Below are 24,841 nucleotides of genomic sequence, written 5' to 3' on the forward strand. Positions count from 1 at the left end.
AGTGGGGGGGTGGGGGCGGGGGTGCCCCCCCCGCGGGGGGGGGGGGGCCGGGGCCCCCCCGCCCCGCGCCGCTCGTGCGAAGGGCCCGGTCGGCGCGTTCGCGCCGACCGGGCCCTTCGCAGGTGACTTCGTCCCGCGGTCCGGGGCTATGCCGGAACCGACGCCACCCCCGCCTCCAGGAACCGCTTCCCGGTCACCCGCTCAGAGACCCCCTCGCGGTCCAGGTAGGGCGTGATGCCGCCCAGGTGGAAGGGCCAGCCGGCGCCGGTGATCAGGCAGAGGTCGATGTCCTGGGCCTCGGCGACGACGCCCTCGTCGAGCATCAGGCCGATCTCCTGGGCCACCGCGTCCAGGACGCGGTCGCGGACCTGCTCCTCGGCCAGGACGGAGTCGCCCTGCTTGAGGAGCGCGGCGACCTCCGGGTCCAGCTCCGGCTTGCCGCTGTCGTAGACGTAGAAGCCGCGCTTGCCCGCCTCGACGACCGCCTTGAGGTTCGGGGAGACCGTGAAGCGCTCCGGGAAGGCCCGGTTGAGGGTCTCCGAGACGTGCAGGCCGATGGCCGGGCCGACCAGCTCCAGGAGGACCAGCGGGGACATCGGCAGGCCGAGCGGCTCCACCGCCTTCTCCGCCACCGCGACCGGCGTGCCCTCGTCGATGACGTTCTGGATCTCGCCCATGAAGCGGGTCAGGATGCGGTTGACCACGAACGCCGGGGCGTCCTTGACCAGGACCGCGGTCTTCTTCAGCTTCTTGGCGACGCCGAACGCCGTGGCCAGCGAGGCCTCGTCGGTCTGCTCGCCGCGCACGATCTCCAGCAGGGGGAGGATCGCGACCGGGTTGAAGAAGTGGAAGCCGACGACCCGCTCGGGGTGCTTCAGCTTCGACGCCATCTCCGAGACGGAGAGCGAGGAGGTGTTCGTGGCCAGGATCGCGTGCGCGGGGGCCACGGCCTCGACCTCGGCGAAGACCTTCTGCTTGACGCCCATCTCCTCGAAGACGGCCTCAATGATGAAGTCCGCGTCCGCGAAGCCCTCGGCCTTGTCCAGGACGCCGGTCACCAGGGCCTTGAGGCGGTTCGCCTTGTCCTGGTTGACACGGCCCTTGCCGAGGAGCTTGTCGATCTCGGCGTGGACGTAGCCCACACCCTTGTCGACGCGCTCCTGGTCGATGTCGGTCAGGACGACCGGGACCTCCAGGCGGCGCAGGAAGAGCAGCGCGAGCTGGGAGGCCATCAGACCGGCGCCGACCACGCCCACCTTGGTGACCGGGCGGGCCAGCGCCTTGTCCGGGGCGCCGGCGGGGCGCTTGCCGCGCTTCTGGACCAGGTTGAAGGCGTAGATGCCGGAGCGCAGTTCGCCGCCCATGATGAGGTCGGCGAGGGCCCGGTCCTCGGCGTCGTAGCCCTGCTGGAGGTCGCCGTTCTTGGCGGCGGCGATGATGTCCAGGGCGCGGTAGGCGGCCGGGGCGGCGCCGTGCACCTTGCCGTCGGCGATGAAGCGGCCCTTGGCGACCGCCTGGTCCCAGGCCTCGCCGCGGTCGATCAGCGGACGCTCGACGGTGATCTCGCCCTTGAGGACGGACGCCGTCCACAGCAGCGACTGCTCCAGGAAGTCCGCGCCCTCGAAGATCGCGTCCGCGATGCCGAGTTCGTGGACCTGCTTGCCCTTGAGCTGCTTGTTCTGGTTGAGGCTGTTCTCGATGATCACCGAGACGGCCTTGTCGGCGCCGATCAGGTTCGGCAGCAGCGTGCAGCCGCCCCAGCCGGGGACCAGGCCGAGGAAGACCTCGGGCAGGGAGAAGGCCGGGAGGGCCGCCGACACCGTGCGGTAGGTGCAGTGCAGGCCGATCTCCACGCCGCCGCCCATGGCCGCGCCGTTGTAGTACGCGAAGGACGGCACCGCGAGGTTCGCCAGGCGCTTGAGGACGTCGTGGCCGCCCTTGCCGATGGCCAGCGCGTCCTCGTGCCGCTTGAGCAGCTCGACGCCCTTGAGGTCGGCGCCCACCGCGAAGATGAACGGCTTGCCGGTGACGCCGACGCCGACGATGTCGCCGTCCGCGGCCTCCTTCTCGACCTGGTCGAGCGCGGCGTCGATGTTCGCCAGCGACTGCGGACCGAGCGTGGTCGGCTTGGTGTGGTCGTGGCCGTTGTCCAGGGTGATGAGGGCGAAGCGCCCAGCGCCCAGGGGGAGGTCGAAGTGGCGCACGTGGGCGCTGGTGACGACCTCGCCGGGGAACAGCTCGGCCGCACCCTTCAGCAGCTCTGCGGTGGTGCTCACTTGTCCCCCTCGAAGTGCGGGTTCTCCCAGATGACCGTCGCGCCCATGCCGAAGCCGACGCACATGGTGGTCAGGCCGTAGCGGACGTGCGGCTGCTCCTCGAACTGCCGGGCCAGCTGCGTCATCAGCCGGACGCCGGAGGAGGCCAGCGGGTGGCCGAAGGCGATGGCGCCGCCGTACTGGTTGACGCGCGCGTCGTCGTCGGCGATGCCGTAGTGCTCCAGGAACGCGAGGACCTGGACGGCGAAGGCCTCGTTGATCTCGAACAGGCCGATGTCGTCGATGGACAGCCCGGCCTGGGCCAGGGCCTTCTCGGTGGCCGGGATCGGGCCGTAGCCCATGACCTCCGGCTCGACGCCCGCGAAGGAGTACGCGACCAGGCGCATCTTGACGGGGAGGTTGTTCTCGCGGGCGAAGTCCTCGCTAGCGATGAGGGAGGCGGTCGCGCCGTCGTTCAGACCGGCCGCGTTGCCCGCGGTGACCCGGCCGTGCACGCGGAACGGCGTCTTCAGGCCCGCCAGGTTCTCCAGGGTGGTGCCCGGACGCATCGGCTCGTCGGCGGTGACCAGGCCCCAGCCCGTCTCGCCCGCCTCTTCGTTGGTGCGGCGCACCGAGACCGGCACCAGGTCGGCCTGGATCTGGCCGTTGGCGTACGCCTTGGCGGCCTTCTCCTGCGAACGCACCGCGTACTCGTCGGCGCGCTGCTTGGTGATCGACGGGTAGCGGTCGTGCAGGTTCTCCGCGGTCATGCCCATGAACAGGGCGGACTCGTCGACCAGCTTCTCGCTGACGAACCGCGGGTTCGGGTCGACGCCCTCGCCCATCGGGTGGCGGCCCATGTGCTCGACACCGCCCGCGATCGCGACGTCGTACGCCCCGAAGGCGACCGAGCCGGCCACCGAGGTGACGGCGGTCAGGGCGCCCGCGCACATGCGGTCGATGGAGTAGCCCGGGACCGAGGTGGGCAGGCCCGCCAGGATGCCGGCGGTGCGGCCGATGGTCAGGCCCTGGTCGCCGATCTGCGTGGTCGCGGCGACGGCGACCTCGTCGATCTTCTTGGGGTCGAGACCGGGGTTGCGGCGCAGCAGCTCCCGGATCGCCTTCACGACCAGGTCGTCGGCGCGGGTCTCGTGGTAGACGCCCTTCGGGCCCGCCTTGCCGAACGGGGTGCGGACGCCGTCGACGAAGACGACGTCCCTGACGGTACGAGGCACGATGGCTCTCCTCCAGGGTGCGGGATGGCACTGCTGCGGCACGCATGCACTGAGCGCGCGCTCAGCCCCATGCTACTTATGAGTAACGTAGCTGCCCAGTCCCCCCGGCGGGAGCGGCGAAGGTCACACCCGCCCGTCACACCACCGGAGGACGCACCGCACCACGACCTTGGCCGGAATCCGACGCTCCTGCTACGCCGCCTCCTGGCTCAGCGCCGCCACCAGCACCGGTGTCACCTGCTCCACCTGCCAGGGCCGGGCCCCGTGTCCGGCCAGCGCCGCGCCCACGGACCCGGCGTCGACGGTCGCGGGCGGCTCCCAGCAGACCCGGCGCACCGTGTCGGGCGTGATCAGGTTCTCCTGGGGCATGCCCAGCCGCTCGGCCAGCGCGGTCACCGCCGCGCGGGCCGCGGTCAGCCGGGCCGCGGCGGCCGGGTCCTTGTCGGCCCAGGCCCGCGGCGGCGGGGGACCGGTCACCGGCTGGCCGGGCTGCGGCAACTGCGACTCGGACAGCGCCCTGGCCCGGTCGACCGACAGCTGCCACTGCTCCAGCTGGCGGCGGTTCACCCTGCCGAACCCGTTCAGCGCGGCCAGCGCGTGCGCGTTGGGCGGCAGCGCGAGGGCGGCCTCGACGATCGCCGCGTCCCCGAGCACCTTGCCGGGGGAGACGTCCCGGCGCTGCGCGATCCGGTCCCGGGCCTGCCACAGCTCCCGCACCACGGCGAGCTGGCGGCGCCGGCGCACCTTGTGCATGCCGGACGTACGGCGCCACGGGTCCTTGCGCGGCTCGGGCGGCGGGGCCGAGGCGATCGCGTCGAACTCCTGCCGGGCCCACTCCAGCTTGCCCTGGCGGTCCAGCTCCCTCTCCAGGGCGTCCCGCAGGTCGACCAGCAGCTCGACGTCGAGCGCGGCGTAGCGCAGCCAGGGCTCGGGCAGCGGGCGCGTCGACCAGTCGACGGCGGAGTGGCCCTTCTCCAGGACGAAGCCCAGGACGTTCTCCACCATCGCGCCGAGGCCGACGCGCGGGAAGCCGGCGAGCCGCCCGGCCAGCTCGGTGTCGAAGATGCGGGTGGGCACCATCCCTATTTCCCGCAGGCACGGCAGGTCCTGGGTGGCCGCGTGCAGCACCCACTCCGCGTCGGCGATCGCCGCGCCGAGGCCCGAGAGGTCGGGGCAGGCCACCGGATCGATCAGCGCGGACCCCGCGCCCGCACGGCGCAGCTGCACCAGGTACGCGCGCTGGCCGTAGCGGTAGCCGGAGGCGCGCTCGGCGTCGACGGCGACGGGGCCGCTCCCGGCGGCGAAGGCGGCGGTCACCTCGGCGAGGGCCGCCGCGTCGGCGATCACCGGTGGAATGCCCTCGCGTGGTTCCAGCAAGGGGATCGGCGCCTGACTCGCAGAAGATCCGGCGTCGTCCGGAGGGGCGCCTCCGGTGGTTCGCAGTGGACGGTCTGCTGCGGTTTCGTGGGCGTCGGTCACCTGTCAAGGGTATCGGTGGATCGACGCAGCCCGCCGACGGAACGTTCCGTCGGCGGGCTGCGGGGGGTCGTAAACCAGTCAGGTCAGTGAAAGACCGGCTTCACGGCGCGTTGTCGGGGGAGCGGGAAGTGGGGAGCGAGAGGGGAATTGGGGAGCGAGAGGGGGAGTGGGGACCGGGAGTCGGAGATCGGAGATCGGAGCGGTCAGTGGATGATGCCCGTGCGCAGGGCCACCGCGACCATCCCGGCGCGGTCGCCCGTGCCGAGCTTGCGGGCGATGCGGGCCAGGTGGCTCTTGACGGTCAGGGCGGACAGGCCCATCGAGACGCCGATCGCCTTGTTCGACTGGCCCTCCGCGACCAGCCGCAGCACCTCGACCTCGCGGCCGGAGAGCTCGCGGTAGCCGCCCGGGTGGCTCGGGGCGCCCGGGGGGCGGCGGTGCAGACGGGCGGCGGCGGCGCCGATGGGGGCGGCGCCCGGCCGGGTGGGGAGCCCGACGTTGGTCCGGGTGCCGGTGACGACGTAGCCCTTGACGCCGCCGGCGAGGGCGTTGCGCACGGCGCCGATGTCGTCGGCGGCGGACAGGGCGAGCCCGTTGGGCCAGCCCGCGGCGCGGGTCTCCGACAGCAGGGTCAGGCCGGAGCCGTCGGGGAGGTGGACGTCCGCGACGCAGATGTCGCGGGGGTTGCCGATGCGGGGACGAGCCTCCGCGACGGACGAGGCCTCGATGACGTCGCGCACACCGAGCGCCCACAGGTGGCGGGTGACGGTGGAACGGACGCGCGGGTCGGCCACGACCACCATGGCGGTCGGCTTGTTCGGGCGGTAGGCGACCAGGCTTGCAGGCTGCTCGAGGAGAACGGACACCAGGCCTCCTGGGGTGCGGGGACGGAGCCGGCTCATGGGGGTGAAGCCGGGACGAACCGTGCTTTCAAGGTCACAGTCGTCTTCGGCACCGAACGCGTCCGCCTTTAGAGAATGATCACGATCTGGTGAGTAACAATCCGAGCAATTCGGACACGCTGTCGATCATTCGAAGATCGAACGGTTTCGCACTTTGTCGATACGGGGCCGAAAGTGGCCGTGTCGACAAAGTGACGGAACCTTCTCCGGACGTGCGGACCCCCCGTCCGGAACGATGAACGACGACTGGTGACGGGTCAGCGCGACTGCGGGCCGCGCCGCTGCGGCAGCGTCACGACCGAGGCGTCGCCCGGTGCCGCCGGCGGCAGACCCGCGACCTGGGCCAGCAGATCGCACCACGAGGAGAGGTGCGCCGCGGTGTCCGGGACACCGCCCAGACCCTCGCGCGGCGTCCAGGACGCCCGGATCTCGATCTGCGAGGCGGACGGGCGCGCCGAGAGCCCTCCGAAATAGTGGGAACTCGCACGCGTGACCGTGCCGCTGGGCTCCCCGTACGTCAGCCCGCGCGCCTGGAGCGCGCCGGTCAGCCAGGACCAGCACACGTCCGGCAGCAGCGGATCCGCCGCCATCTCCGGTTCCAGCTCCGCCCGCACCAGCGTCACCAGCCGGAAGGTCCCGTGCCAGGCGTCGTGCCCGGCCGGGTCGTGCAGCAGCACCAGCCGCCCGTCCGCCAGGTCCTCGTCGCCGTCCACGACCGCGGCCTCGAGCGCGTAGGCGTGCGGGGCGAGCCGCTGCGGGGCGCGGGTCGCCTCCACCTCGATCTGCGGCCGCAGCCGCGCGGCCCGCAGCGCCTCCACGGCGGCCGCGAAGGCCGGCGGCGCCGTACTCCCGTTGCCCCCGCCGCTTCCGTTGCTTGCGTTCTGACTCCCCTTGTGACTCCCCTTGTGCCGGGCCTCTTCCTCGGTCCCCTTCGCCTCGTCCATTCCGCCAGCGCCGTCCGACAGTCGTCCCTGAGCCGCAGCCATGCGGGGAACATTAAGCGGAACGGCGGCCCGGCGCAGGGAGGGACACCCGCGTGCGGACGCGATGTCCGGATCACGCGGCCCCGCGGGGGCGCGCAGGAGCCGCCCCACCCGTGGTCCGGAGCCGTTCCGGGGGCATGCGAGACTTGCCGGTGTGAGTGCCAACCAGAGCCCCGCGGGCCAGCCGCCGACCGCCACGTACGACTCCGCGTTCCTCAAGGCGTGCAGGCGTGAGCCGGTGCCGCACACCCCGGTGTGGTTCATGCGGCAGGCCGGGCGCTCACTGCCGGAGTACCTGAAGGCGCGCGAGGGCATCCCGATGCTGGAGTCCTGCATGCGGCCGGAACTGGTCGCCGAGATCACCCTCCAGCCGGTGCGCCGGCACGGCGTGGACGCGGCGATCTTCTTCAGCGACATCGTGGTCCCGCTCAAGGCCATCGGGATCGACCTCGAGATCAAGCCAGGTGTCGGCCCGGTCATCGCCGACCCGATCCGCACCCGCGCGGACCTGGCACGGCTGCGCGACCTCACCCCCGAGGACGTCACCTACGTCACGGAGGCCTTCGGCCTGCTCACCCGCGAGCTGGGCGCCACCCCGCTGATCGGCTTCGCGGGCGCGCCGTTCACCCTCGCCAGCTACCTCGTGGAGGGCGGCCCGTCCCGCAACCACGAGCACACCAAGGCCCTCATGTACGGCGACCCGCAGCTGTGGGCCGACCTCCTGGACCGGCTGGCCGGCATCACGGCCGCCTTCCTGAAGGTGCAGATCGAGGCGGGCGCGAGCGCCGTCCAGCTCTTCGACTCCTGGGTCGGCGCGCTCTCCCCCGCGGACTACCGCCGTTCGGTGCTGCCCGCCTCCCGCAAGGTCTTCGAGGCCGTCTCCGGGTACGGCGTGCCGCGCATCCACTTCGGCGTCGGCACCGGCGAGCTGCTGGGCCTGCTCGGCGAGGCCGGTGCGGACGTCGTCGGCGTCGACTGGCGCGTCCCGCTGGACGAGGCGGCCCGCCGCGTCGGCCCGGGCAAGGCGCTCCAGGGCAACCTGGACCCGGCCGTCCTCTTCGCCGGGCGGGAGGCGGTCGAGACCAAGACCCGAGAGATCCTGGACGCGGCGGCGGGCCTGGAGGGCCACGTCTTCAACCTCGGCCACGGCGTCCTGCCGGCCACCGACCCGGACGCGCTGACCCGCCTCGTGGAGTACGTCCACACGCAGACCGCCCGCTGAGGGCACTCGCCCGAGGCGGGGTTCCGGCTCAGAGCGCCGACGCCCCCGTCAGGGCCTCCGCCGCGGCGACACCCGAGGCCGCGCTCGCGCCGTGGGTGAAGATCTGGGCCGCGGCGGCGGAGCCGTCGCCCGGCAGGCCCATCTCCACCACGATCGCGTCCGGGCGGGCTGCGGTCAGGCCGGTCACGGCGCGGCTCATCCACGGGTGCCGGGCCGCGTCGCGGGCGACGATCACCAGCGGGCGCCCGACGGCCGGTTCGAGGGCGCAGCTCTCCAGCGCCACCGTCCCCTGCTCCAGCTCCTGCCCGCGCACCCGCACGGAGGTCGTGCCCGGCAGGCGCTCGCGCAGCGGTTCGGCCACGCCCCACGGGGTCTCCTTGCCGATGGCCATGTTGGTCACCGGGGCCAGTTCGACCACGTGCGGCGCGGCGGTCAGCGGCAGGGCGGCCCGCGCGGCGCCGGTGAGCCGCACGGCCCGGCGGGCGGCGACGTGGCCTATGCCGTCCCCGGCCACTTCCCCGGCGGCGCCGGACGCCCGCAGTCCGGCCGACCAGCGGGCGAACTCCCGTACCCGGCCCGCCGCCTCGGCCAGCCGGTCCTCGGCCAGTTCCCCGCCCGTCACCGCGGCGGTCAGCGCCTTGACCAGGAGCGCGACGGTGGCCTCCTCGGCGCTCTCGCCGCCCACGCAGACGGCGTCCACCCCGGCGCCGACGGCCTTGACCGTGGCGCCGTCGATGCCGTAGCGGCGGGTGACGGCGCCCATCTCGATGGCGTCGCTGACGACCAGGCCGTCGAAGCCCAGCTCCTCGCGGAGCAGGCCGTGCAGGATCCGCCGGCTCAGCGTGGCCGGCAGGTCGGGGTCGTAGGCGGGCACCAGCAGGTGGCCGCTCATGACCGCGCGCACGCCGGCCGCGACGGCCGCCCGGAACGGGGGCAGCGCCTGGGCGGCGATCTCGTCCCGGCCGGCCGGGTAGGCGGGCAGGTCGTGGTGGGAGTCGACGGCGACGTCCCCGTGGCCGGGGAAGTGCTTGGCGCAGGCGGCGACGCCGGACGACTGGAGGCCGCGGATCCACGCGCCGGTGTGGCGCGCGACCACCTCGGGGTCCGAGCCGAAGGAGCGCACGCCGATGATCGGGTTGTCCGGGTTGGAGTTGACGTCCGCGCTGGGCGCGTAGTCGAGGCTCACCCCGGCGGTGCGCAGCTGCCGGCCGAGGTCGGCGGCGACGGCCTCGGTCAGCTCCGGGTCGTCGACGGTGCCGAGGGCGAAGTTGCCCGGCCGGGACGACCCGGTGGCGGACTCGATGCGGGTGACGTCGCCCGCCTCCTCGTCGATCGCGACGATCAGGTCGGGGTTCTCGGCGCGCAGCTGCGCGGTCAGCCGGGCGACCTGCTCGGTGGAGACGATGTTGCGGGAGAAGAGCACGACGGAGGCCAGTCCGTCGCCGATGTCGCGCAGGACCCAGTCCGGGGCCTCGGTGCCGACGAAACCCGGCTGCAGAACGGAGAGCGCGAGCCGACGCAATTCGCTGCTGTGCTTGCTGGAGGACATCGGCCGCGCCTTTCGGGTGGATTCTTGGTATAGACCAAGGATGTGCGCGTTCAGGTTAACCAATCGTGTCAAGGTGCCGGCGCCGAACCCGGAAGTAACAACTCGACTGGTCGGAACGGGTGTTGACACCCCGCCTTGGTCTAGTCCATTGTGAGGCGCAAGTTCGGCGAGGGACGGATGTGACGTCAGTTTCCGCGTCGGGCGCCTGCCGCGGCCGGACTGCGAAGTCCGCCGTCGCGGCGACGACTTCCGTACGACGACTTCCGTGACGACCACCCCGGACCTCGCCCCGCTCCCGCCCCGTGCCGCGAGCGGGCCCGCTGCCACCACCGACCTCATGTGCGACGGCCGACCACCGTCGCACACACCGCCGTTGCCCGCACGGGGCGACGGCGAGGATCTGGAGCACCACATGGCGACGCCCGATTCCTACCTCCACCGAGCCCCGTCGGACCTGCCCTACTTCAGCGCGGACGCCGACACCTACCTGGCCCGCACCCAGCTGCGCGACCTCGACAAGACACGTCCGCTGCGGGTGCTGTCCGAGGAGGACTTCGCCCACTGGCAGACGTACGGCTACGTCGTCGTGAAGGAGGCGATACCCGCCGACTCCGCGCGCCGACTGCTCGACTTCGCCTGGGAGTTCCAGGGCCTGGATCCCGAACGCCCCGACACCTGGTACCAGGACCGCGAGTACCGCTCCGACCTGGACCGGGAGCTGCACATCTACGGCTTCGTCGAGGCCTACCACCACCAGCTCATCTGGGACAGCCGCCAGACGCAGCGCGTCTACGACGCCTTCGTCGACGTGTGGGACTGCGAGGAGCTGTGGGTCACCCTGGACCGGCTCAACCTCAACCCGCCCAACACGGGCAACCGCGACCGCGCCCTGATCAACAAGCCGGACCGCGGCTTCGACATCGACCTGCACTGGGACGTGGACACCACGCTCGGCGTCCTGCCCCAGCGGGTCCAGGGCATCATCGCGCTCAACGACACCAAGCCCGACCACGGCGGCTTCCAGTGCTGCCCCGAGCTGTTCCGCCGCTTCGACCGCTGGAAGGCCCTCCAGCCCGACGGCCGCGACCCGATCAGGCCCGCGATCGACCGCGAGGACATGCCCGTCGTACGGCCCGACCTGGAGGCCGGCGACCTGCTCATCTGGAACGGCCTGCTGGCCCACGGCGTCGCCCCGAACATCTCCGGCGAAGGCGTGCGCGCCGTGCAGTACCTGTCGATGATGCCCGCGCTGGAGAACCACCGCACCCTGCGCGACTCCCGGATCGACTCCTGGCGCACCCTCGCCACCCCCGACTGGAACGTCACCCTCCTCGGCGACGCCCACCGGCACGAGTCGGAACGCTACGGCCCCGCCGAACTGACCGACCTCGGCGCCAGGCTGCTCGGCCTGAAGTCCTGGCACGCGGACGACGGCGCGGAAGGCGGCGACCGCAGCAGCGACCGGAACGAGGCCACCGGGGACGGCGCATGCGCGGCATCTGCCTGACCCTCCCCACCAACCGGCACTGCCCGGACACCGTCACGGCCCTCGGCGAGGAAGCCGCCTACGCGGCAGACCACTTCGACATCGATGTCCACCTGCTCGTCCTCGACTCCTGCCCGCCCGAGGAACGCGCCGCGCACGCCGCCGCGTTACGGCGCCTGCCAGCCCACCCCCGGATCACGGCGCACCACCTCGACGAGGCCGCCCAGCGGGACTTCCTGACCCGGGTGGCGGCACGCTCCCAGAGTGCCAAGCCCGAACTGCTCCTCGACCTGATGCTCCCCGACGGGCTGTCCTACGGCGCCTGCACCAACCGCGCCTTCCTGATCGCGGCCGCGCTCGGCTGCGAGTCCGTCCACCGCAGGGACTCCGACAGCCGCTACCAGAGCGTGGACGGCCGTACCGTCTTCCCCGTCCACCACGAGCTGCTGTCGCTGGGCGAACGCGCCGCCGACGCCGCGGCAGGCGTCACCGAGCCGGTCGCCCTCGACAACGACCTCCGTGAGCGGCGGGTCGCCATGGTCGGCAGCTCCTTCGTGGGCGAACTCTCCGTCGACATCGCGCAGATACGGGACGCCGACCCCGCTGTCTACCACGACGTCGTCTCCCTGTGGGCGCCCGAGGGCTGGTCCGCCGAGCAGAAACGCGCCCTGGTCGAGGAGTCCTTCACCGGCGCGGGCACCGAACCCTTCACGGCGGACCACTCGCTGCTGACGGTGGTCGACCCGATGCGCGTGGACATGTGCAACATCGCCTTCCACGGCCCGACGGTCAGCGAACGCGTGCCGCTGCCGCCCGCCCGGGACACCATCGGCAGCGACTACTTCCTCATCCACCTCGTGCACGACGCCCGGCTGCCGGGCGTGCTGCACAACCGGAACATCGTCAACTACTACACCGGCGAACGCCGGACGGGGTCCGGCTTCCTCGCCTACCAGACCCGTTTCGTCAAGTTCCTGCTGTCGATGCTCTACTTCCACCACGTCTACGACCGCATGGCCGAGGCGGGCGACGCCCTGCTGGACGAGCACGGCCGGGTCCGCCCCGGCACCGTCGCCGCCCTGGCCCGCGAGAGCACCGGCCTGGACACCGCGGAGAACGTCCGCAGGCTCGACGCCCTCGACACCGCCTACCGCCGACTCGGCGGCAGATACGCCGACTTCGCCGACCTGCTGGCCGGCCGCCGCGCCCGCCTCCTGGACGAGGCGCGCGGCGACATGGCCGACTTCGCGCTGCTGACCGAGGCGTGGGAGTCCATGGTGGCCGCGGCGAGGACCACCCCGGTCCGCCTGTCCGAGGGGCAGCCGCGGTGAGCGCCCTGACGGCCGCGGACCTCGGCGAACCCCTGGCCGCCGCGCTCGCCGCCGCCACCGAGGACCGGCTCGTCTACGACCTGGCCGGCATCGAGCGGCGCCTGGACACACTGCGGGAGGAACTGCCGGGCGTGCACGTGCGGTTCGCGATGAAGGCCTGCCCGGTCGACGAGGTCCTCGCCGCCCTGGCCGGCCGGGGCGCCGGCGCCGACGCGGCGAGCCCCGGCGAGGTCGAGCAGGCGCTGCGGGCCGGGGTGCCGGCCGGGCGCGTGCACTACGGCAACACCGTCAAGTCCGACCGGAACATCGCCGAGGCCCACCGGCTCGGCGTGCGCACCTTCGCCACCGACAGCCTCCAGGACGTCGCCGCCCTCGCCGCCCACGCCCCCGGCGCCCGCGTGTTCTGCCGGGTGGCGACCGGCGGGGCGGGCGCGCTGTGGGGGCTGAGCAACAAGTTCGGCTGCCCGCCCGGCGACGCCGTCCGGGTGCTGGCGGCGGCCCGGGACGCCGGGCTGGTACCGGCCGGTCTGTCCGTGCACGTCGGTTCCCAGCAGATGACGAGCGAGGCCTGGCACGGCGCCGTCGACGACCTCGGCGACGTGCTGCGCGCACTGGGCCGGCGCGGCATCCGCGTCGACCACGTCAACCTCGGCGGCGGCCTGCCCGCGCTCGGCTACCGCGACCGGCACGGCGCCCGCCTGGACCCACCGCTGGACAAGATCTTCGCGGTGATCCGGGAGGGCATGGAGGAGCTGCGCCGGATCCACGGCGGCCCCCTGGACTTCGTCGTCGAACCCGGGCGGCACCTCGTCGCCGACCACGGCGCCATCCGCGCCCACGTCGCCCGGCTCACCGAACGCCGGGCGGCCGACGGCGAGCGGCAGCACTGGCTCTACCTCAGCTGCGGCAAGTTCAACGGCCTGTACGAGATGGACGCCCTGCAGTACCGGCTGGTCTTCCCGGGCCACCCCGACGGCCCCTACGTCCCGGCCGTGGTCGCCGGACCCACCTGCGACAGCGACGACGCCTACTCCCACGAGGAGGGGCTGGTCCCGGTGCCCGAGGCGCTGGCCTCGGGCGACCCGGTCTGGGTGCTGTCCTGCGGCGCCTACGCGACCAGCTACACGACCCGGGGCTTCAACGGCTTCGCCCCGCTCCCGTACGCCTTCGCGGGCCGCCCGGAGGGGACCGGCGCCGATGACTGAGACCGTGCGCGTACGCCCCCTCGCCGAAGGGGACTGGGACGCGGTCGTGACGCTGGAGCGGGACGCCTACACCGGCCTCGGCCTGTCGGAGGGCCGGGCCGCGCTCCAGTCCAGGGCGGCGGCGTCGCCGGAGACCTGCTTCGTGGTGGACGTCGGCGCCCGTACGGCGGGCTACGTGCTCGCGCTGCCCTATCCGCCGCACCGCTACCCGGACCTGACGCGGACGGAGGCGGCCCGGGGCGCCCCCGGACCCGGGAACCTCCACCTCCACGACATCGTCGTCGCCCCCGGACTGCGCCGCAGGGGGCTCGGGCGGTACCTGCTGCACCACCTCACCGCCACCGCCCGGGCCCGCGGGGACGAGCGGATCTCCCTGGTCGCCGTGGGCGGCACCGAGCGGTTCTGGTCGGCCCGCGGCTTCGTGGCCGAGCCGGGCGTGGTGCCGGCCGGTGAGTACGGCGGCGACGCCGTCTACATGTCCAAGCCGGTGGCGGCCGCCCGGCGGACCCGGGTCCGCCCGTCCCTCTCCCCGCCCGACCCCACCCTGCGCGAAGTGAGCTGATTGCGCGTGACCCGTCTCCACGACCCCTTCCGGCGCGGCCAGCTGGCGATCGCCGCGCTGTTCCTGTCCCTCGGCTTCCAGTACGCCACGTGGGCCGCGCGGATCCCCGCCATCAAGGCCGACCTCGACCTGAGCGCGGCCGAGGTGGGGGTGCTCCTGATGGCCGCGGGGGTCGGGGCGGCGGTGTCCTTCCCGGCGGTGGCCTGGCTGATGCGCCGCATCGGCTCGCGGCGGCTGGCCCTGCTGTCCCAGCTGGGCCTGGCCCTGCTGCTGCTCGCCCTGGCGGCGGCGCCCAACTACCCGGTGGCCCTGCTGGTGATGTGCGCCGACGGCGTCCTCGTCGGCTGCCTGAACGTGGCCATGAACGCGCAGGGCGCGGCCCTGGAGACACGGCACGAACGCAACACGATGGCGAAGCTGCACGCCGTCTTCAGCGCCGGTTCCCTGCTCGCGGCGTTGCTCGCCTCCGGCATGACCGCCGCCACCGGATCGGTCCCGGCGCACTTCGGTGTCGCCGTCGTCCTCCTCGCCGCGCTGGGCCTGACGGCGCGCACCGGACTGCTGGACGAGGACGCCCCGGCCGACCGGCCGGAGACCGCCGACGACGGGGCCCAGGCCGACAGCCCGGCCGCCGCCGGTCCGAAGCCGGTCCGCCGCCGCTGGACCGTCCCCTCCCGCCTGACCCTGTGGATGTGCTGCGCCATGGTCTTCGGCACGGTCGCCGAGGGCGCCATGAACGACTGGTCCGCCCTCTACCTGAAGGACATCGCCGAGGCCTCGGCGGAACTCGCCCCGCTCGGCATCGCCGTGGTGTCCGGGATGATGGTCGTCGCCCGCCTCTTCGCCGACGGCTGGCGCGGCCGCTGGGGCGACGGACGGGTCGTCCTGCTGGGCAGCGCCGTGGCCGCCGCCGGTCTCGCCGTCGCCCTGGTCACCGGCGGCGTCGCCCCGGCGCTCGCGGGCTTCGCCTGCATGGGCCTGGGCATCGCGGCCGTGACCCCCTGCGTCTACGCCGCCGCCGCCCGGCAGGGCTCGGACGCGCTGACCCTGGTCGCCGCCATGGGCACCACGGGGCTGCTGGCCGGCCCGCCGCTCATCGGCTTCATCGCCGGAGCGAGCAACCTGGCGTGGGGCATGGGCGCCGTGGCCGCCTCGGCGGGCGCCGTCGCCCTGTGCAGCACCCGCATCAGCTGGACCGAACCGGCCCCCGCCGCGCAGAGCGAGGCGACCCCCGCCTGAGCGGACCCCGCCCGCCGTCCACCACCCTGGCCGCGCCCGCCGCCCGCGGAACCGGTCCGCCCCGTTGAACGCCCCCGTCCGTGTGTACGTATGCCCTCTCAACCGCCCGCGGCCCGGGGAAGGCGGGACGCGGGGACGACGTGAGGAAGTGGCGATGAACGAACGGGTCACACCGGCTCCGGCGATGCACGCCCTGCCCGACGGCGAGGCCGAGGTCGCCCTCGTCCTCCGCCTCCCCTGGGAGGACGTCGCCCGCCTCGGTCAGGAGGCGGGGCGGCTGGCGGCGCAGATGCAGCGGCCGGTGACACTGGACGAGGCGGTGAGCCACCGGCTGCGCTCCGCGCGCGGCGCGTCGCACGCCAAGCCGGCCGGTGAGCAACCGCCCGCGGTACGCACCCCGGTACCGGCGACCGCCCCGGCGTCGATGGGCGCCCCGGCGTCCGTGTCCTCCCTGCCGGCGCGGCCCCCGGCCGAGCAGGCACGGCAGGCCATCGACCGGATCAACGGCACGGCCTGACCGGCGGGCGCCCCTCAGCGCTGCCGCTCGACCTCCCTCGCCGCCTTGCGCGCGGCCACCAGCACCGGGTCCCACACCGGCGAGAAGGGCGGCGCGTAACCGAGGTCCAGGGCGGTCATCTGCTCGACCGTCATCCCGGCCGTGAGGGCCACCGCGGCGATGTCGACCCGCTTGCCCGCGCCCTCACGGCCGACGATCTGCACGCCGAGCAGCCGCCCGGTGCGCCGCTCGGCCAGCATCTTCACCGTCATGGCGGAGGCGTTCGGGTAGTAGCCCGCGCGGCTGGTGGACTCGATGGTCGCCGTCACGAACCGCAGCCCCGCCCGCAGCGCGTCCTTCTCCCTGAGGCCGGTCCGCGCGATCTCCAGGTAGCAGACCTTGCTGACCGCCGTGCCGACCACGCCCGGGAACGTCGCGTAGCCGCCGCCCACGTTGGTGCCGACGACCTGCCCTTGCTTGTTGGCGTGCGTACCCAGCGGAACGTGCCGCTCCTGACCGGAGACCAGGTCGAGCACCTCCACGCAGTCGCCGCCCGCCCAGATGTTCTCGTGGCCGCGCACCCGCATCGCGAGGTCGGTGAGCAGCCCGCCGTGGGCGCCGAGCGGCAGCCCCGCCGCCGCGCCGAGCCCCGTCTCGGGGCGCACACCGATGCCGAGCACCACCACGTCCGCCGGGAACTCGGCGTCCTTGGTCGCCACCGCCCGGACCCGGCCGTCCTCCCCGGTCAGCACCTCGGTGACCTCGGCGTCGTTGACCATGGTGATGCCCAGACCCTCCATCGCCGCGTGCACCATGCGGCCCATGTCCGGGTCCAGCGTCGACATCGGCTCCCGGCCGCGGTTGACGACCGTCACCTCGTAGCCGCGGCTGATCAGCGCCTCGGCCATCTCCACGCCGATGTACCCGGCGCCGACGACCACCGCGCGACGGCCGCGCGTGCCTGCCAGCGTGTCGAGCAGCGCCTGCCCGTCGTCCAGCGTCTGCACCCCGTGCACGCCGGGCGCGTCGATGCCCGGCAGCTCCGGCCGGACCGGCCGCGCCCCGGTCCCGATCACCAGCTTGTCGTACGACGTCCAGGACTGAGCCCCGGAATCGACGTCACGCGCGCGTACCCGGCCGCCGGCCACGTCGATCTCCGTGACCTCGGTGCGCATCCTGAGGTCGATGTCCCGGGCGCGGTGCTCCTCCGGCGTGCGCGCGATCAGCGCGTCCCGTTCCGTCACGTCGCCGCCGACCCAGTACGGGATGCCGCACGCCGAGAACGAGCTGAAGTGACCGCGCTCGAACGCCACGATCTCCAGCTCCTCCGGGCCCTTCAGCCGACGCGCCTGCGACGCCGCGGACATGCCCGCGGCGTCGCCGCCGATCACGACCAGCCGCTCGCTCTTCCCGCCCCCAGCACTCATGTTCATGCGAACACGCTACGTGGACGGGATCCTTCAGTCCCGCGCCCCGGGCTCCGACCCGCGCGGCGCCTTCGGACGGCGCGGCAGCCGGGGGCGTACGACCCGCAGCCACAGCAGCGCGAGCAGCGCGGCCACCGCGGCGAACGGCGCCACCGCGCCGAGCACCACCGCCACCCAGCGCAGCATCGTCACGAAGGCGTCCCAGCCGCCGGCCAGCGCGTCCGTGAACCCCGGGTCCTCGTCCTCCTCCTTCTTCTCCTCGTGCTTCACCGGCGTCTCCGACAGGGAGAGGGTGATGGTGGCCAGGCTCGTGCGGTCCTTCAGGGCCGCCTGCCGGGCGAGCAGCGCCTCCAGCTCCGCCTGACGGGTGCTCAGCTCGCCCTCCAGGGTCACCACGTCGCTCAGCCGCGTCACCCGGTCCATCAGCTCCCGGACGCGGGCCACGCTCGCCCGCTGCGACTTCACGCGGCTGTCCACGTCCACCACCTGGTCGGTGACGTCCTCCGCCTTCGCGTCGCGCCGCAGCAGCTTCCCGGCCCCCTCCAGATCGTCGAGCACGTCCTCGTAGCGCTCCACGGGCACGCGCAGCGTCACCTCGGTCCGCTCGTGGCCCTCGGCGTCGCGGGTGGTGGACTCGTCGCCGACGTAGCCGCCGGCGTTCTCGGTCGCGGTGCGGGCCGCGTCGAGCGCCCTGGGCGTGTCCTTGACCTGAACGCTCAGGGAGACGGTGCGGATGATGTGGGCCGGGGCGAGCTTCGGCGGCGCGCTCGCACCGGCGCCGTCGGACCCGCCCTCACCGGCCGCGCCCGGCTTGCCGTCGGTCTGCGAGCCCTCCGCCTGCGAGCCCTGCTGCGGCGCGGCCGCCTTGGCGTTGCCGCCCGCGTCGGAGCCGGCGTCCGAGGCGGTGCAGCCGGTGAGGGCGAGCGCCGCGACCAGCAGCAGGCCGGCCAGGGCCCGGGCGGGTGGCACGGGCCTCGGGGCCGCGGTTCTTCCTGTCGCCTGCCGTCGTGCCTGCATCGTGGGTCCCCCCTGGTTGTCGGCAACTGATGTCTCTACGACGCGCGGAGGGGCGCGCACGACGGCGCGGAACGGTTCCGAAGAGATCACGGTCCGGACTCGCGGCCGGACGGGCACCGGACGGGTGCACGGTCCGTGCGGGTGCACGGGGCGTGCGGGGCGCGCGGGACCTGTGGGCCCGGGGCCGGGGCCGTCCGGCCCCGGGGCGGTGTCGGTGGCGTCTGAGACGCTGGGGTCATGAGCGCAAGTGAGACCCCGGCGGGCGAGTTCCCACCGGAACAGGCACCCGGACACGTAGTCGTCGTCGGAGCCGGCATCGCCGGACTGGCCGCCGCCCACCGCCTCCTGGAGGCCGGCGCCCGGGTGACCATCCTGGAGGCGTCCGGCCGCGTCGGCGGCAAGCTGCTGCCCGGCGAGATCGCCGGGGTACGCGTCGACCTCGGCGCCGAGTCGATGCTGGCCCGCCGCCCCGAGGCCGTCGGCCTGGCCCGCGCGGCCGGACTCGCCGACCGCCTCCAGCCGCCGTCCACCGCGACGGCCTCCCTGTGGACCCGCGGCGCCCTGCGCCCCATGCCCAAGGGCCACGTCATGGGCGTCCCCGGCACCGCCGCCGCCCTGTCCGGCGTGCTCTCCGAGGAGGGCCTCGCCCGCATCGGGCGCGACGCCGAGCTGCCCCGCACCGAGGTCGGCGACGACGTGGCCGTGGGGGAGTACGTCGCCGCGCGCCTGGGCCGCGAGGTCGTCGACCGCCTCGTCGAGCCGCTCCTGGGCGGCGTCTACGCGGGCGACGCCTACCGCATCTCGCTCCGCTCGGCCGTGCCGCAGCTCTTCGAGGCCGCCCGCACCCACACCTCGCTCACCGAGGCGGTCCGCGCCCTCCAGGGCCGCACGGCCACCTCACCGCCGAGCGGCCCGGTCTTCATGGGCATCGAGGGCGGCATCGGCACCCTCCCGCCCGCCGTCGCCGACTCGGTCCGCGCCCGCGGCGGCGAGATCGTCACCCACGCGCCCGTCACCGAGCTGCGCCGCACCGCGTCCGACGGCTGGCGGATCGTCGCCGGCGACCGGGTGCTGCACGCCGGCGCGGTCGTCGTCGCCGTCCCGGCCGGGCCCGCCGCCGAGCTGCTGCGCGCCGAGGCGCCCGCCGCCGCGGCCGAGCTGTCCGCGGTGGAGTACGCCTCGATGGCCCTGATCACCCTCGCCTACCGCCGCTCGGAGGCCGCCGCGCTCCCCGAGGGCAGCGGCTTCCTCGTACCGCCGGTCGACGGGCACACCATCAAGGCGTCCACCTTCGCCTCCCGCAAGTGGGGCTGGATCGCCGACGAGGACCCGGACCTGGTGGTCCTGCGCACCTCGGTGGGCCGGTACGGCGACACGGAGATCCTCGGCCGCGACGACGCGGGCCTCGTCGCCGTCTCCCGGCACGACCTGGGCGAGGCCACCGGCCTGACCGCCGCGCCGGTCGCCACCCGCCTCACCCGCTGGCAGGACGGCCTGCCGCAGTACCCCGTCGGCCACCACGCGCGCGTGGCCCGCGTCCGCGAACACGTCGCGAAGCTCCCCGGCCTCGCGGTGTGCGGCGCGGCCTACGACGGCGTCGGCATCCCGGCGAGCATCGCGAGCGCGTACGCCGCCGCCGACCAGATCCGGGGCGACCTCGCCGGTGTGGAGCAGCTCACGGCCCACCCGGTGCAGAGCCTGCACGGCGGAGCGGGAGAATAGGACCATGAGTGACGACGCCTCCACCCCCGCCGCCGAGCGGATCCCGAACAAGGGCAAACTGGCCAAGGACCTCAACGAGGTCATCCGCTACACCCTCTGGTCCGTCTTCAAGCTCAAGGACACCCTCCCCGAGGACCGCGCCGGGTACGCCGACGAGGTCCAGGAGCTGTTCGACCAGCTCGCCGCGAAGGACGTGACGATCCGCGGCACCTACGACCTGTCCGGGCTGCGCGCGGACGCCGACCTGATGATCTGGTGGCACGCCGAGACCGCCGACCAGCTCCAGGAGGCGTACAACCTCTTCCGCCGCACGAAGCTCGGCCGTGCGCTGGAGCCGGTCTGGTCGAACATGGCGCTGCACCGCCCCGCCGAGTTCAACCGCTCGCACATCCCGGCCTTCCTGGCCGACGAGACGCCGCGCAACTACATCAGCGTCTACCCGTTCGTGCGCTCCTACGACTGGTACCTGCTGCCCGACGAGGACCGCCGCCGCATGCTCGCCGACCACGGCAAGATGGCCCGCGGCTACCCGGACGTGCGCGCCAACACGGTCGCCTCCTTCTCGCTGGGCGACTACGAGTGGATCCTCGCCTTCGAGGCCGACGAACTGCACCGCATCGTCGACCTCATGCGCCACCTGCGCGGCTCCGAGGCCCGCCGCCACGTCCGCGAGGAGATCCCGTTCTACACGGGGCGCCGCAAGGACATCGCCGAGCTGGTCGCCGGGCTCGCCTAGTCAGGCCCTCGGCTCCGGTTCCGGGCGCGGGGCGCACGACGTGTCCCGCGCCGGGAGGCGGCCGTCCAGCAGGTACGCCTCCAGGTGGCCGTTGACGCAGTCGTTCGGCCCGCCCGCGATGCCGTGCGTCCCCGCGTCCCGCTCGGTCACCAGCACCGAGCCCGACAGCCGCCGCCGCAGCTCCAGCGCCCCCTCGTACGGCGTCGCCGCGTCGCGTTCCGCGGCCAGGACCAGCGTCGGCGGCAGCTCACCCGGCGCGGTGCGCACGTCCAGGGGCTGCTGCCGCGGCGCCCGCCAGTAGGCGCACGGCAGGTTCGTCCACACGTTGTCCCAGGTCTCGAACGGCGCCCGGCGGGCCAGCCGCGTGTTGTCCCGGTCCCAGACCTCGAAGTCGGCCGGCCAGGGCGCGTCGTTGCACTCGACGGCCGTGTACACGGCGTTGGAGTTCTCCGACCGCACCGCGCCCTCCGGGGTCCGCGTGCCCGCCTGGTCGACCAGCGGCTGCGGATCGCCCTTCAGGTACGCCGACAGCGCCTCGGCGCGGTGCGGCCAGTAGTCGTCGTAGTACCCGGCCTTCAGGAACGCCCCCTGCAACTGCGCGGGCCCCACCGTGCCGCCCGCCGGCTCCGCCGCCAGCCGCGCGCTCGCCTCCTCGTAGCTGTCCTGCACCTGCCTCGCCGTGTCCCCGAGCCCGTACACGGCGTCGTGCCGGGCGACCCACTCCTTGAAGTCGTCCCAGCGGTCCTCGAACGCCTCCGACTGGTCCAGGTTGTTGCGGTACCAGATCTGCTCGGGGTCCGGGTTCACCACCGCGTCGAACACCATCCGCCGCACGTGCGAGGGGAACAGCTCGGCGTACAGCGCGCCGAGGTAGGTGCCGTAGGACGCGCCCATGAACGTGAGCCGCCGCTCGCCCAGCGCGGCGCGCACGACCTCCAGGTCCCGGGCGTTGTTGAGCGAGTGGTAGTGCCGCAGCGCCTCCCCGCCCCGTTCCGCGCAGTCGCGCGCGTAGGCCTCGGCCTCGGCGGCGCGCTGCTCCTTGTAGGCGTCCGAGGGCCGGGTCGGGGCGGGCCGCGGCCCCTTGAAGAAGTCGCCGGGGTCCTGGCAGGACAGCGGCGCGGAGGGCGCGACCCCGCGCGGGGCGTATCCGACGAGGTCGTAGGCGGCGGCGATGCGCTTCCACTCGGGCACCATGCCCACCAGCGGGAAGTACAGCCCGGAGGCGCCGGGGCCGCCCGGGTTGTAGAGGAGGGCGCCCTGGCCCGGAACCTCGCGCCCGCCGCCGTCCGGGTCCTCGTGGGTGGCCCGCACCCGGCTGACGGTCAGCTCGATCCGCTTCCCGTCGGGGTGGGCGTAGTCCAGCGGCACGGTCACGGTGCCGCAGCGGATGCCGTCCGGCAGTTCCTCCGCCTTCGGGCACCGGCCGAAGTCCACCCCGGCCGCCGCCGCGCGCCGGGCCGCCACGGCGGTGCCGAGCGCCTCGGCGGATCCGGGCCCGGCCGGCGGCGCCGCCTGCGCGGGGGCGGCGGTGAGGGTGGTCAGCAGCAAGGACCCGGCGGCCGAGTAGAGGGCGGCAGCTCGCATCGCGTATCCCTTCGGTGCACGGTGTGACACAAGGGATGCTTGGTGCGGCGGCCGGGCGGGGCAAGCACCGGCCGCGGGTGTCGGCGCCGAGTGCCCCCGTACGCCCCCGGAGCGTCAGGCCCGGCGCTCCCCGTGGTCCCCGGCGTACCTCTCGCGGTGGGCGAAGGCCGCACGCAGGTCCGGTTCGCCGATCGCGTGCACGCCGCGCACGGCGACCGAGGTGAGGAAGGTCCGGTCGTCCGCCGTGCCGTCGGCCCGCTGGACCAGGGCGCCGACCAGCCGTTGCCCGGCGGGGGAGGCCCAGCGCGAGTACGGGTGGATCTCCATCCGCGTGATGGCCAGGCACCCCAGGGTCAGGGCGAGCGGCAGCGCGAACCAGAGGGCGATCAGCAGGCGCGGTTCGGTGGCGGGCAGCGGCAGCGCCAGGGCGACCAGGCCGAGCGCGCACACCGTCACCGCGGCGACCCGCACCCGCCGCACCCCGGCCGCGATCCCCCGGGCGCCGCCGTCGGGCACGGCGAGGCCCGCGCCGACCAGCCGGTCGGCCAGACTCCGTACCGCGTCGGCGGCGGCCGCGGCGGCCCGTACCGGCGCTATCCGGGACTGTCCCCCCGGGCCTATCGCCCCTATGACCGACCGCTCCATGTCGTCCCGCCCGCGCGGGTCCACGACGGTCGCCCAGCCGGTGTGCGCGAGCAGCAGCCGCCGCTGGCGCGCCATCGAGACCAGCGTCAGGTCCGCCACCCGCCGCGGACCGCCGGACAGGAACGCCGCCTCGTACAGCGTCAGCGTGTGCTCACGGACGACGGCGCGCGGTTCCACGGCCGCCGCGCGTACGGCGGCCAGGCACAGCCGCAGACACGCGAGGCCGGCGACGGCCCAGGCCGACAGGAGGAAAAGGACCCAGAACATGCCGTACTTCTATGCCAAAGGCTTTCGCCGGCGCCATGCCCTTTTCACATTCCGGGACGCAGCGTTGCGGGTATGTGACGTTCCGCTCGGCGATGCCCCCGATGTCGTCACCCGGTTCAGCGGCGCAGCAGAACACGCCTGGTCGCACGGGCCAGCCGGGCCCCGGGGCGCGACGACCGCGGCACCGGTCCCGACCGCTCCAGCCACCACTCCCGCAACTCCCGCCGCACCCCCGGGTCCTCGCCTTCCCCCGGTGCCGTCCGCAGCACGTGCTCGACGAAGCCGAGGGCGTCCCGCCGGTAGCCGCTGGTCATCGGACGGTCCTGCGCGTAGGCGAGGAAGGCGGGGCGGTACCGCGCGCCCAGGATCACCGGCAGCTCGGGCGCGACCTTGCCGACCACGTCGGCCCGCTTCCCGGCCAGCGCCCGCGCCTGCACCCCCAGCCGCACCCGGTCGAACCCCTCGGGCGCCGGTGTCCCCGCGACCAGCGCGGACAGCAGCGCGGTCTGCGCGAGCCCGAGCCGCTGCCGTACGGCGTCGTCGGCGCCGAAGGCCGCACGGGTACCGGTGCGCGAGGTGCGGGCGGCCGCTCCGGTCCCGGTGGCCGCCGCCCGGCCCTTCTCCACGGCGACGCGGATCGCCTCCACCTCACCCCGCAGCTCGTCGCCGTCGGGGAAGTTCTCGTCCCGCTCCAGCAGGACGCCCGGCGGTGCGACGCGCGAGGCGAGGTCGGTCAGGATGTCCAGCACCGGCCGTGCGACGGGGTGGGCGTGGCTGTCGTGCCAGACGCCGTCCCGCTCGAAGCCGCCCGCGACGTGGACGTACGCGATGGCCTCCAGGGGCAGTTCACCGAGTGCCCGGGCCGGTTCCTCACCCAGGTTGACATGGTTGGTGTGCAGGTTCGCCACGTCGATCAGCAGCCGCACGCCGGTCCGGTCGGCCAGCTCGTACAGGAACTGCCCCTCCGTCAGCTCCTCGTCCGGCCAGGAGACGAGCGCGGCGATGTTCTCCACGGCGAGCGGGACGGGCAGCGCGGCCTGCGCGACGCGCACGTTCTCGCACAGCACGTCGAGGGCGTCGCGCGTGCGCGGCACGGGCAGCAGGTGGCCCGCCTCCAGCGACGGCGACGCGGTCAGTGCCCCGCCCGCGCGCACGAACGCGATGTGCTCGGTGACCAGCGGCGACCCGAGCGCCTCGGCCCGCTCGGCCAGCGCCGCCAGCCGTCCCGGGTCCGGCCGGTCCGCGCCGCCGAGGCCGAGCGAGACCCCGTGCGGCACGACGGTCACGCCGCGCTCGCGCAGCCGCAGCAGCGAGTCGGGCAGATGCCCGGGACACAGGTTCTCGGACACGGCCTCGACCCAGTCGATGCCGGGCATCTCCTCGACGGCGTCCGCGATCTCCGGCCGCCATCCGATGCCGGTGCCCAGTCGTCGCATGGCCGATCCCTCCCTCCGCGTCGTCATGACCGGGGTATCGCCCGTGCGACCGGGCCCGAACCC

At 74.0% G+C, this 24,841-nt stretch carries 20 protein-coding genes; 9 read left to right on the forward strand and 11 right to left on the reverse strand.

Translation table 11 applies throughout. The features are described 5' to 3' along the window. Window positions 1-146 precede the first annotated feature (146 nt). From ACH4D3_RS01415 to ACH4D3_RS01435, 5 genes are all read right to left on the reverse strand, one after another. Window positions 147-2,276, reverse strand: a complete 2,130-nt coding sequence (locus tag ACH4D3_RS01415; protein ID WP_398315135.1) for a 3-hydroxyacyl-CoA dehydrogenase NAD-binding domain-containing protein — start codon at window positions 2,274-2,276, stop codon at window positions 147-149. Further along, on the reverse strand, window positions 2,273-3,490 hold the full coding sequence (locus ACH4D3_RS01420; RefSeq protein WP_007445303.1) for an acetyl-CoA C-acyltransferase: 1,218 nt from the start codon (window positions 3,488-3,490) through the stop codon (window positions 2,273-2,275). Before ACH4D3_RS01420 ends, ACH4D3_RS01415 begins: the two co-directional genes overlap by 4 nt. A 192-nt stretch (window positions 3,491-3,682) precedes the next feature. Beyond that, on the reverse strand, window positions 3,683-4,969 hold the full coding sequence (locus ACH4D3_RS01425) for an HRDC domain-containing protein (RefSeq protein ID WP_398315137.1): 1,287 nt from the start codon (window positions 4,967-4,969) through the stop codon (window positions 3,683-3,685). Window positions 4,970-5,172: 203 nt separating this feature from the next. Continuing rightward, entirely contained in the window at window positions 5,173-5,835 is a 663-nt protein-coding gene (locus ACH4D3_RS01430; protein ID WP_003972894.1) for a response regulator transcription factor, read from the reverse strand. A gap of 293 nt (window positions 5,836-6,128) precedes the next feature. Continuing rightward, on the reverse strand, window positions 6,129-6,857 hold the full coding sequence (locus ACH4D3_RS01435) for a DUF3000 domain-containing protein (protein ID WP_398315140.1): 729 nt from the start codon (window positions 6,855-6,857) through the stop codon (window positions 6,129-6,131). A 151-nt stretch (window positions 6,858-7,008) separates the two neighbouring features. Here ACH4D3_RS01435 and hemE point away from each other — a divergent pair, with 151 nt between their 5' ends. Continuing rightward, complete coding sequence (gene hemE / locus ACH4D3_RS01440) at window positions 7,009-8,076, forward strand: uroporphyrinogen decarboxylase (RefSeq protein ID WP_398315142.1); 1,068 nt, start codon at window positions 7,009-7,011, stop codon at window positions 8,074-8,076. 28 nt (window positions 8,077-8,104) lie between these two features. Here hemE and ACH4D3_RS01445 read toward each other — a convergent pair whose 3' ends face one another. Continuing rightward, window positions 8,105-9,625, reverse strand: coding sequence for a glycoside hydrolase family 3 protein (locus ACH4D3_RS01445; RefSeq protein WP_398315144.1), 1,521 nt, complete (start codon window positions 9,623-9,625; stop codon window positions 8,105-8,107). A gap of 412 nt (window positions 9,626-10,037) precedes the next feature. On the opposite strand from ACH4D3_RS01445, the gene ACH4D3_RS01450 reads away from it, so the two are divergent. The 6 genes from ACH4D3_RS01450 to ACH4D3_RS01475 all read left to right on the forward strand — a co-directional run bounded on the left by ACH4D3_RS01450 (window position 10,038) and on the right by ACH4D3_RS01475 (window position 15,965). Then, window positions 10,038-11,132: a phytanoyl-CoA dioxygenase family protein gene (locus ACH4D3_RS01450; protein WP_398316606.1), complete on the forward strand. Its 1,095-nt coding sequence runs from the start codon at window positions 10,038-10,040 to the stop codon at window positions 11,130-11,132. After that, the gene (locus tag ACH4D3_RS01455; protein WP_398315146.1) at window positions 11,114-12,442 is read left to right on the forward strand and encodes a DUF6271 family protein; all 1,329 of its coding nucleotides are present in this window, start codon (window positions 11,114-11,116) and stop codon (window positions 12,440-12,442) included. Before ACH4D3_RS01450 ends, ACH4D3_RS01455 begins: the two co-directional genes overlap by 19 nt. Further along, window positions 12,439-13,647 (forward strand): type III PLP-dependent enzyme, encoded by a 1,209-nt coding sequence (locus ACH4D3_RS01460; RefSeq protein ID WP_398315148.1) that lies wholly within the window; start codon window positions 12,439-12,441, stop codon window positions 13,645-13,647. The genes ACH4D3_RS01455 and ACH4D3_RS01460 overlap by 4 nt, the downstream gene beginning before the upstream one ends. After that, complete coding sequence (locus ACH4D3_RS01465; RefSeq protein ID WP_398315150.1) at window positions 13,640-14,209, forward strand: GNAT family N-acetyltransferase; 570 nt, start codon at window positions 13,640-13,642, stop codon at window positions 14,207-14,209. The genes ACH4D3_RS01460 and ACH4D3_RS01465 overlap by 8 nt, the downstream gene beginning before the upstream one ends. A 6-nt stretch (window positions 14,210-14,215) precedes the next feature. Continuing rightward, a complete protein-coding gene (locus tag ACH4D3_RS01470; protein ID WP_398315152.1) occupies window positions 14,216-15,448 on the forward strand; it encodes an MFS transporter in 1,233 nt (410 codons plus the stop codon). Between the two features lie 154 nt (window positions 15,449-15,602). Beyond that, window positions 15,603-15,965, forward strand: a complete 363-nt coding sequence (locus ACH4D3_RS01475; RefSeq protein WP_115744787.1) for a hypothetical protein — start codon at window positions 15,603-15,605, stop codon at window positions 15,963-15,965. Window positions 15,966-15,979: 14 nt separating this feature from the next. On the opposite strand, the gene ACH4D3_RS01480 is transcribed toward ACH4D3_RS01475, so the two are convergent. Further along, window positions 15,980-17,377 carry an FAD-dependent oxidoreductase gene (locus tag ACH4D3_RS01480; RefSeq protein WP_398315154.1) on the reverse strand — a complete coding sequence of 466 codons (1,398 nt, stop codon included), beginning with the start codon at window positions 17,375-17,377 and terminating at the stop codon, window positions 15,980-15,982. 27 nt (window positions 17,378-17,404) lie between these two features. Next, complete coding sequence (locus ACH4D3_RS01485; protein ID WP_398315156.1) at window positions 17,405-18,388, reverse strand: DUF4349 domain-containing protein; 984 nt, start codon at window positions 18,386-18,388, stop codon at window positions 17,405-17,407. A 237-nt stretch (window positions 18,389-18,625) separates the two neighbouring features. Here ACH4D3_RS01485 and hemG point away from each other — a divergent pair, with 237 nt between their 5' ends. Both hemG and hemQ read left to right on the forward strand, forming a co-directional pair. Beyond that, entirely contained in the window at window positions 18,626-20,110 is a 1,485-nt protein-coding gene (gene hemG / locus ACH4D3_RS01490; RefSeq protein WP_398315158.1) for a protoporphyrinogen oxidase, read from the forward strand. 4 nt (window positions 20,111-20,114) lie between these two features. Next, entirely contained in the window at window positions 20,115-20,846 is a 732-nt protein-coding gene (gene hemQ / locus ACH4D3_RS01495) for a hydrogen peroxide-dependent heme synthase (protein ID WP_398315160.1), read from the forward strand. On the opposite strand, the gene ACH4D3_RS01500 is transcribed toward hemQ, so the two are convergent. From ACH4D3_RS01500 to ACH4D3_RS01510, 3 genes are all read right to left on the reverse strand, one after another. After that, window positions 20,847-22,430 carry an alpha/beta hydrolase gene (locus ACH4D3_RS01500; RefSeq protein ID WP_398315162.1) on the reverse strand — a complete coding sequence of 528 codons (1,584 nt, stop codon included), beginning with the start codon at window positions 22,428-22,430 and terminating at the stop codon, window positions 20,847-20,849. It lies immediately after the preceding gene. A 114-nt stretch (window positions 22,431-22,544) separates the two neighbouring features. After that, entirely contained in the window at window positions 22,545-23,342 is a 798-nt protein-coding gene (locus ACH4D3_RS01505; protein ID WP_398315164.1) for a TIGR04222 domain-containing membrane protein, read from the reverse strand. Window positions 23,343-23,458: 116 nt separating this feature from the next. Beyond that, window positions 23,459-24,778, reverse strand: a complete 1,320-nt coding sequence (locus ACH4D3_RS01510; protein WP_398315166.1) for a DUF692 domain-containing protein — start codon at window positions 24,776-24,778, stop codon at window positions 23,459-23,461. Window positions 24,779-24,841 lie beyond the last annotated feature (63 nt).

The sequence above is a fragment of the Streptomyces sp. NPDC018026 genome (genome assembly GCF_044327745.1).
GTDB classification, from domain to species: Bacteria; Actinomycetota; Actinomycetes; order Streptomycetales; family Streptomycetaceae; genus Streptomyces; species Streptomyces rubrogriseus.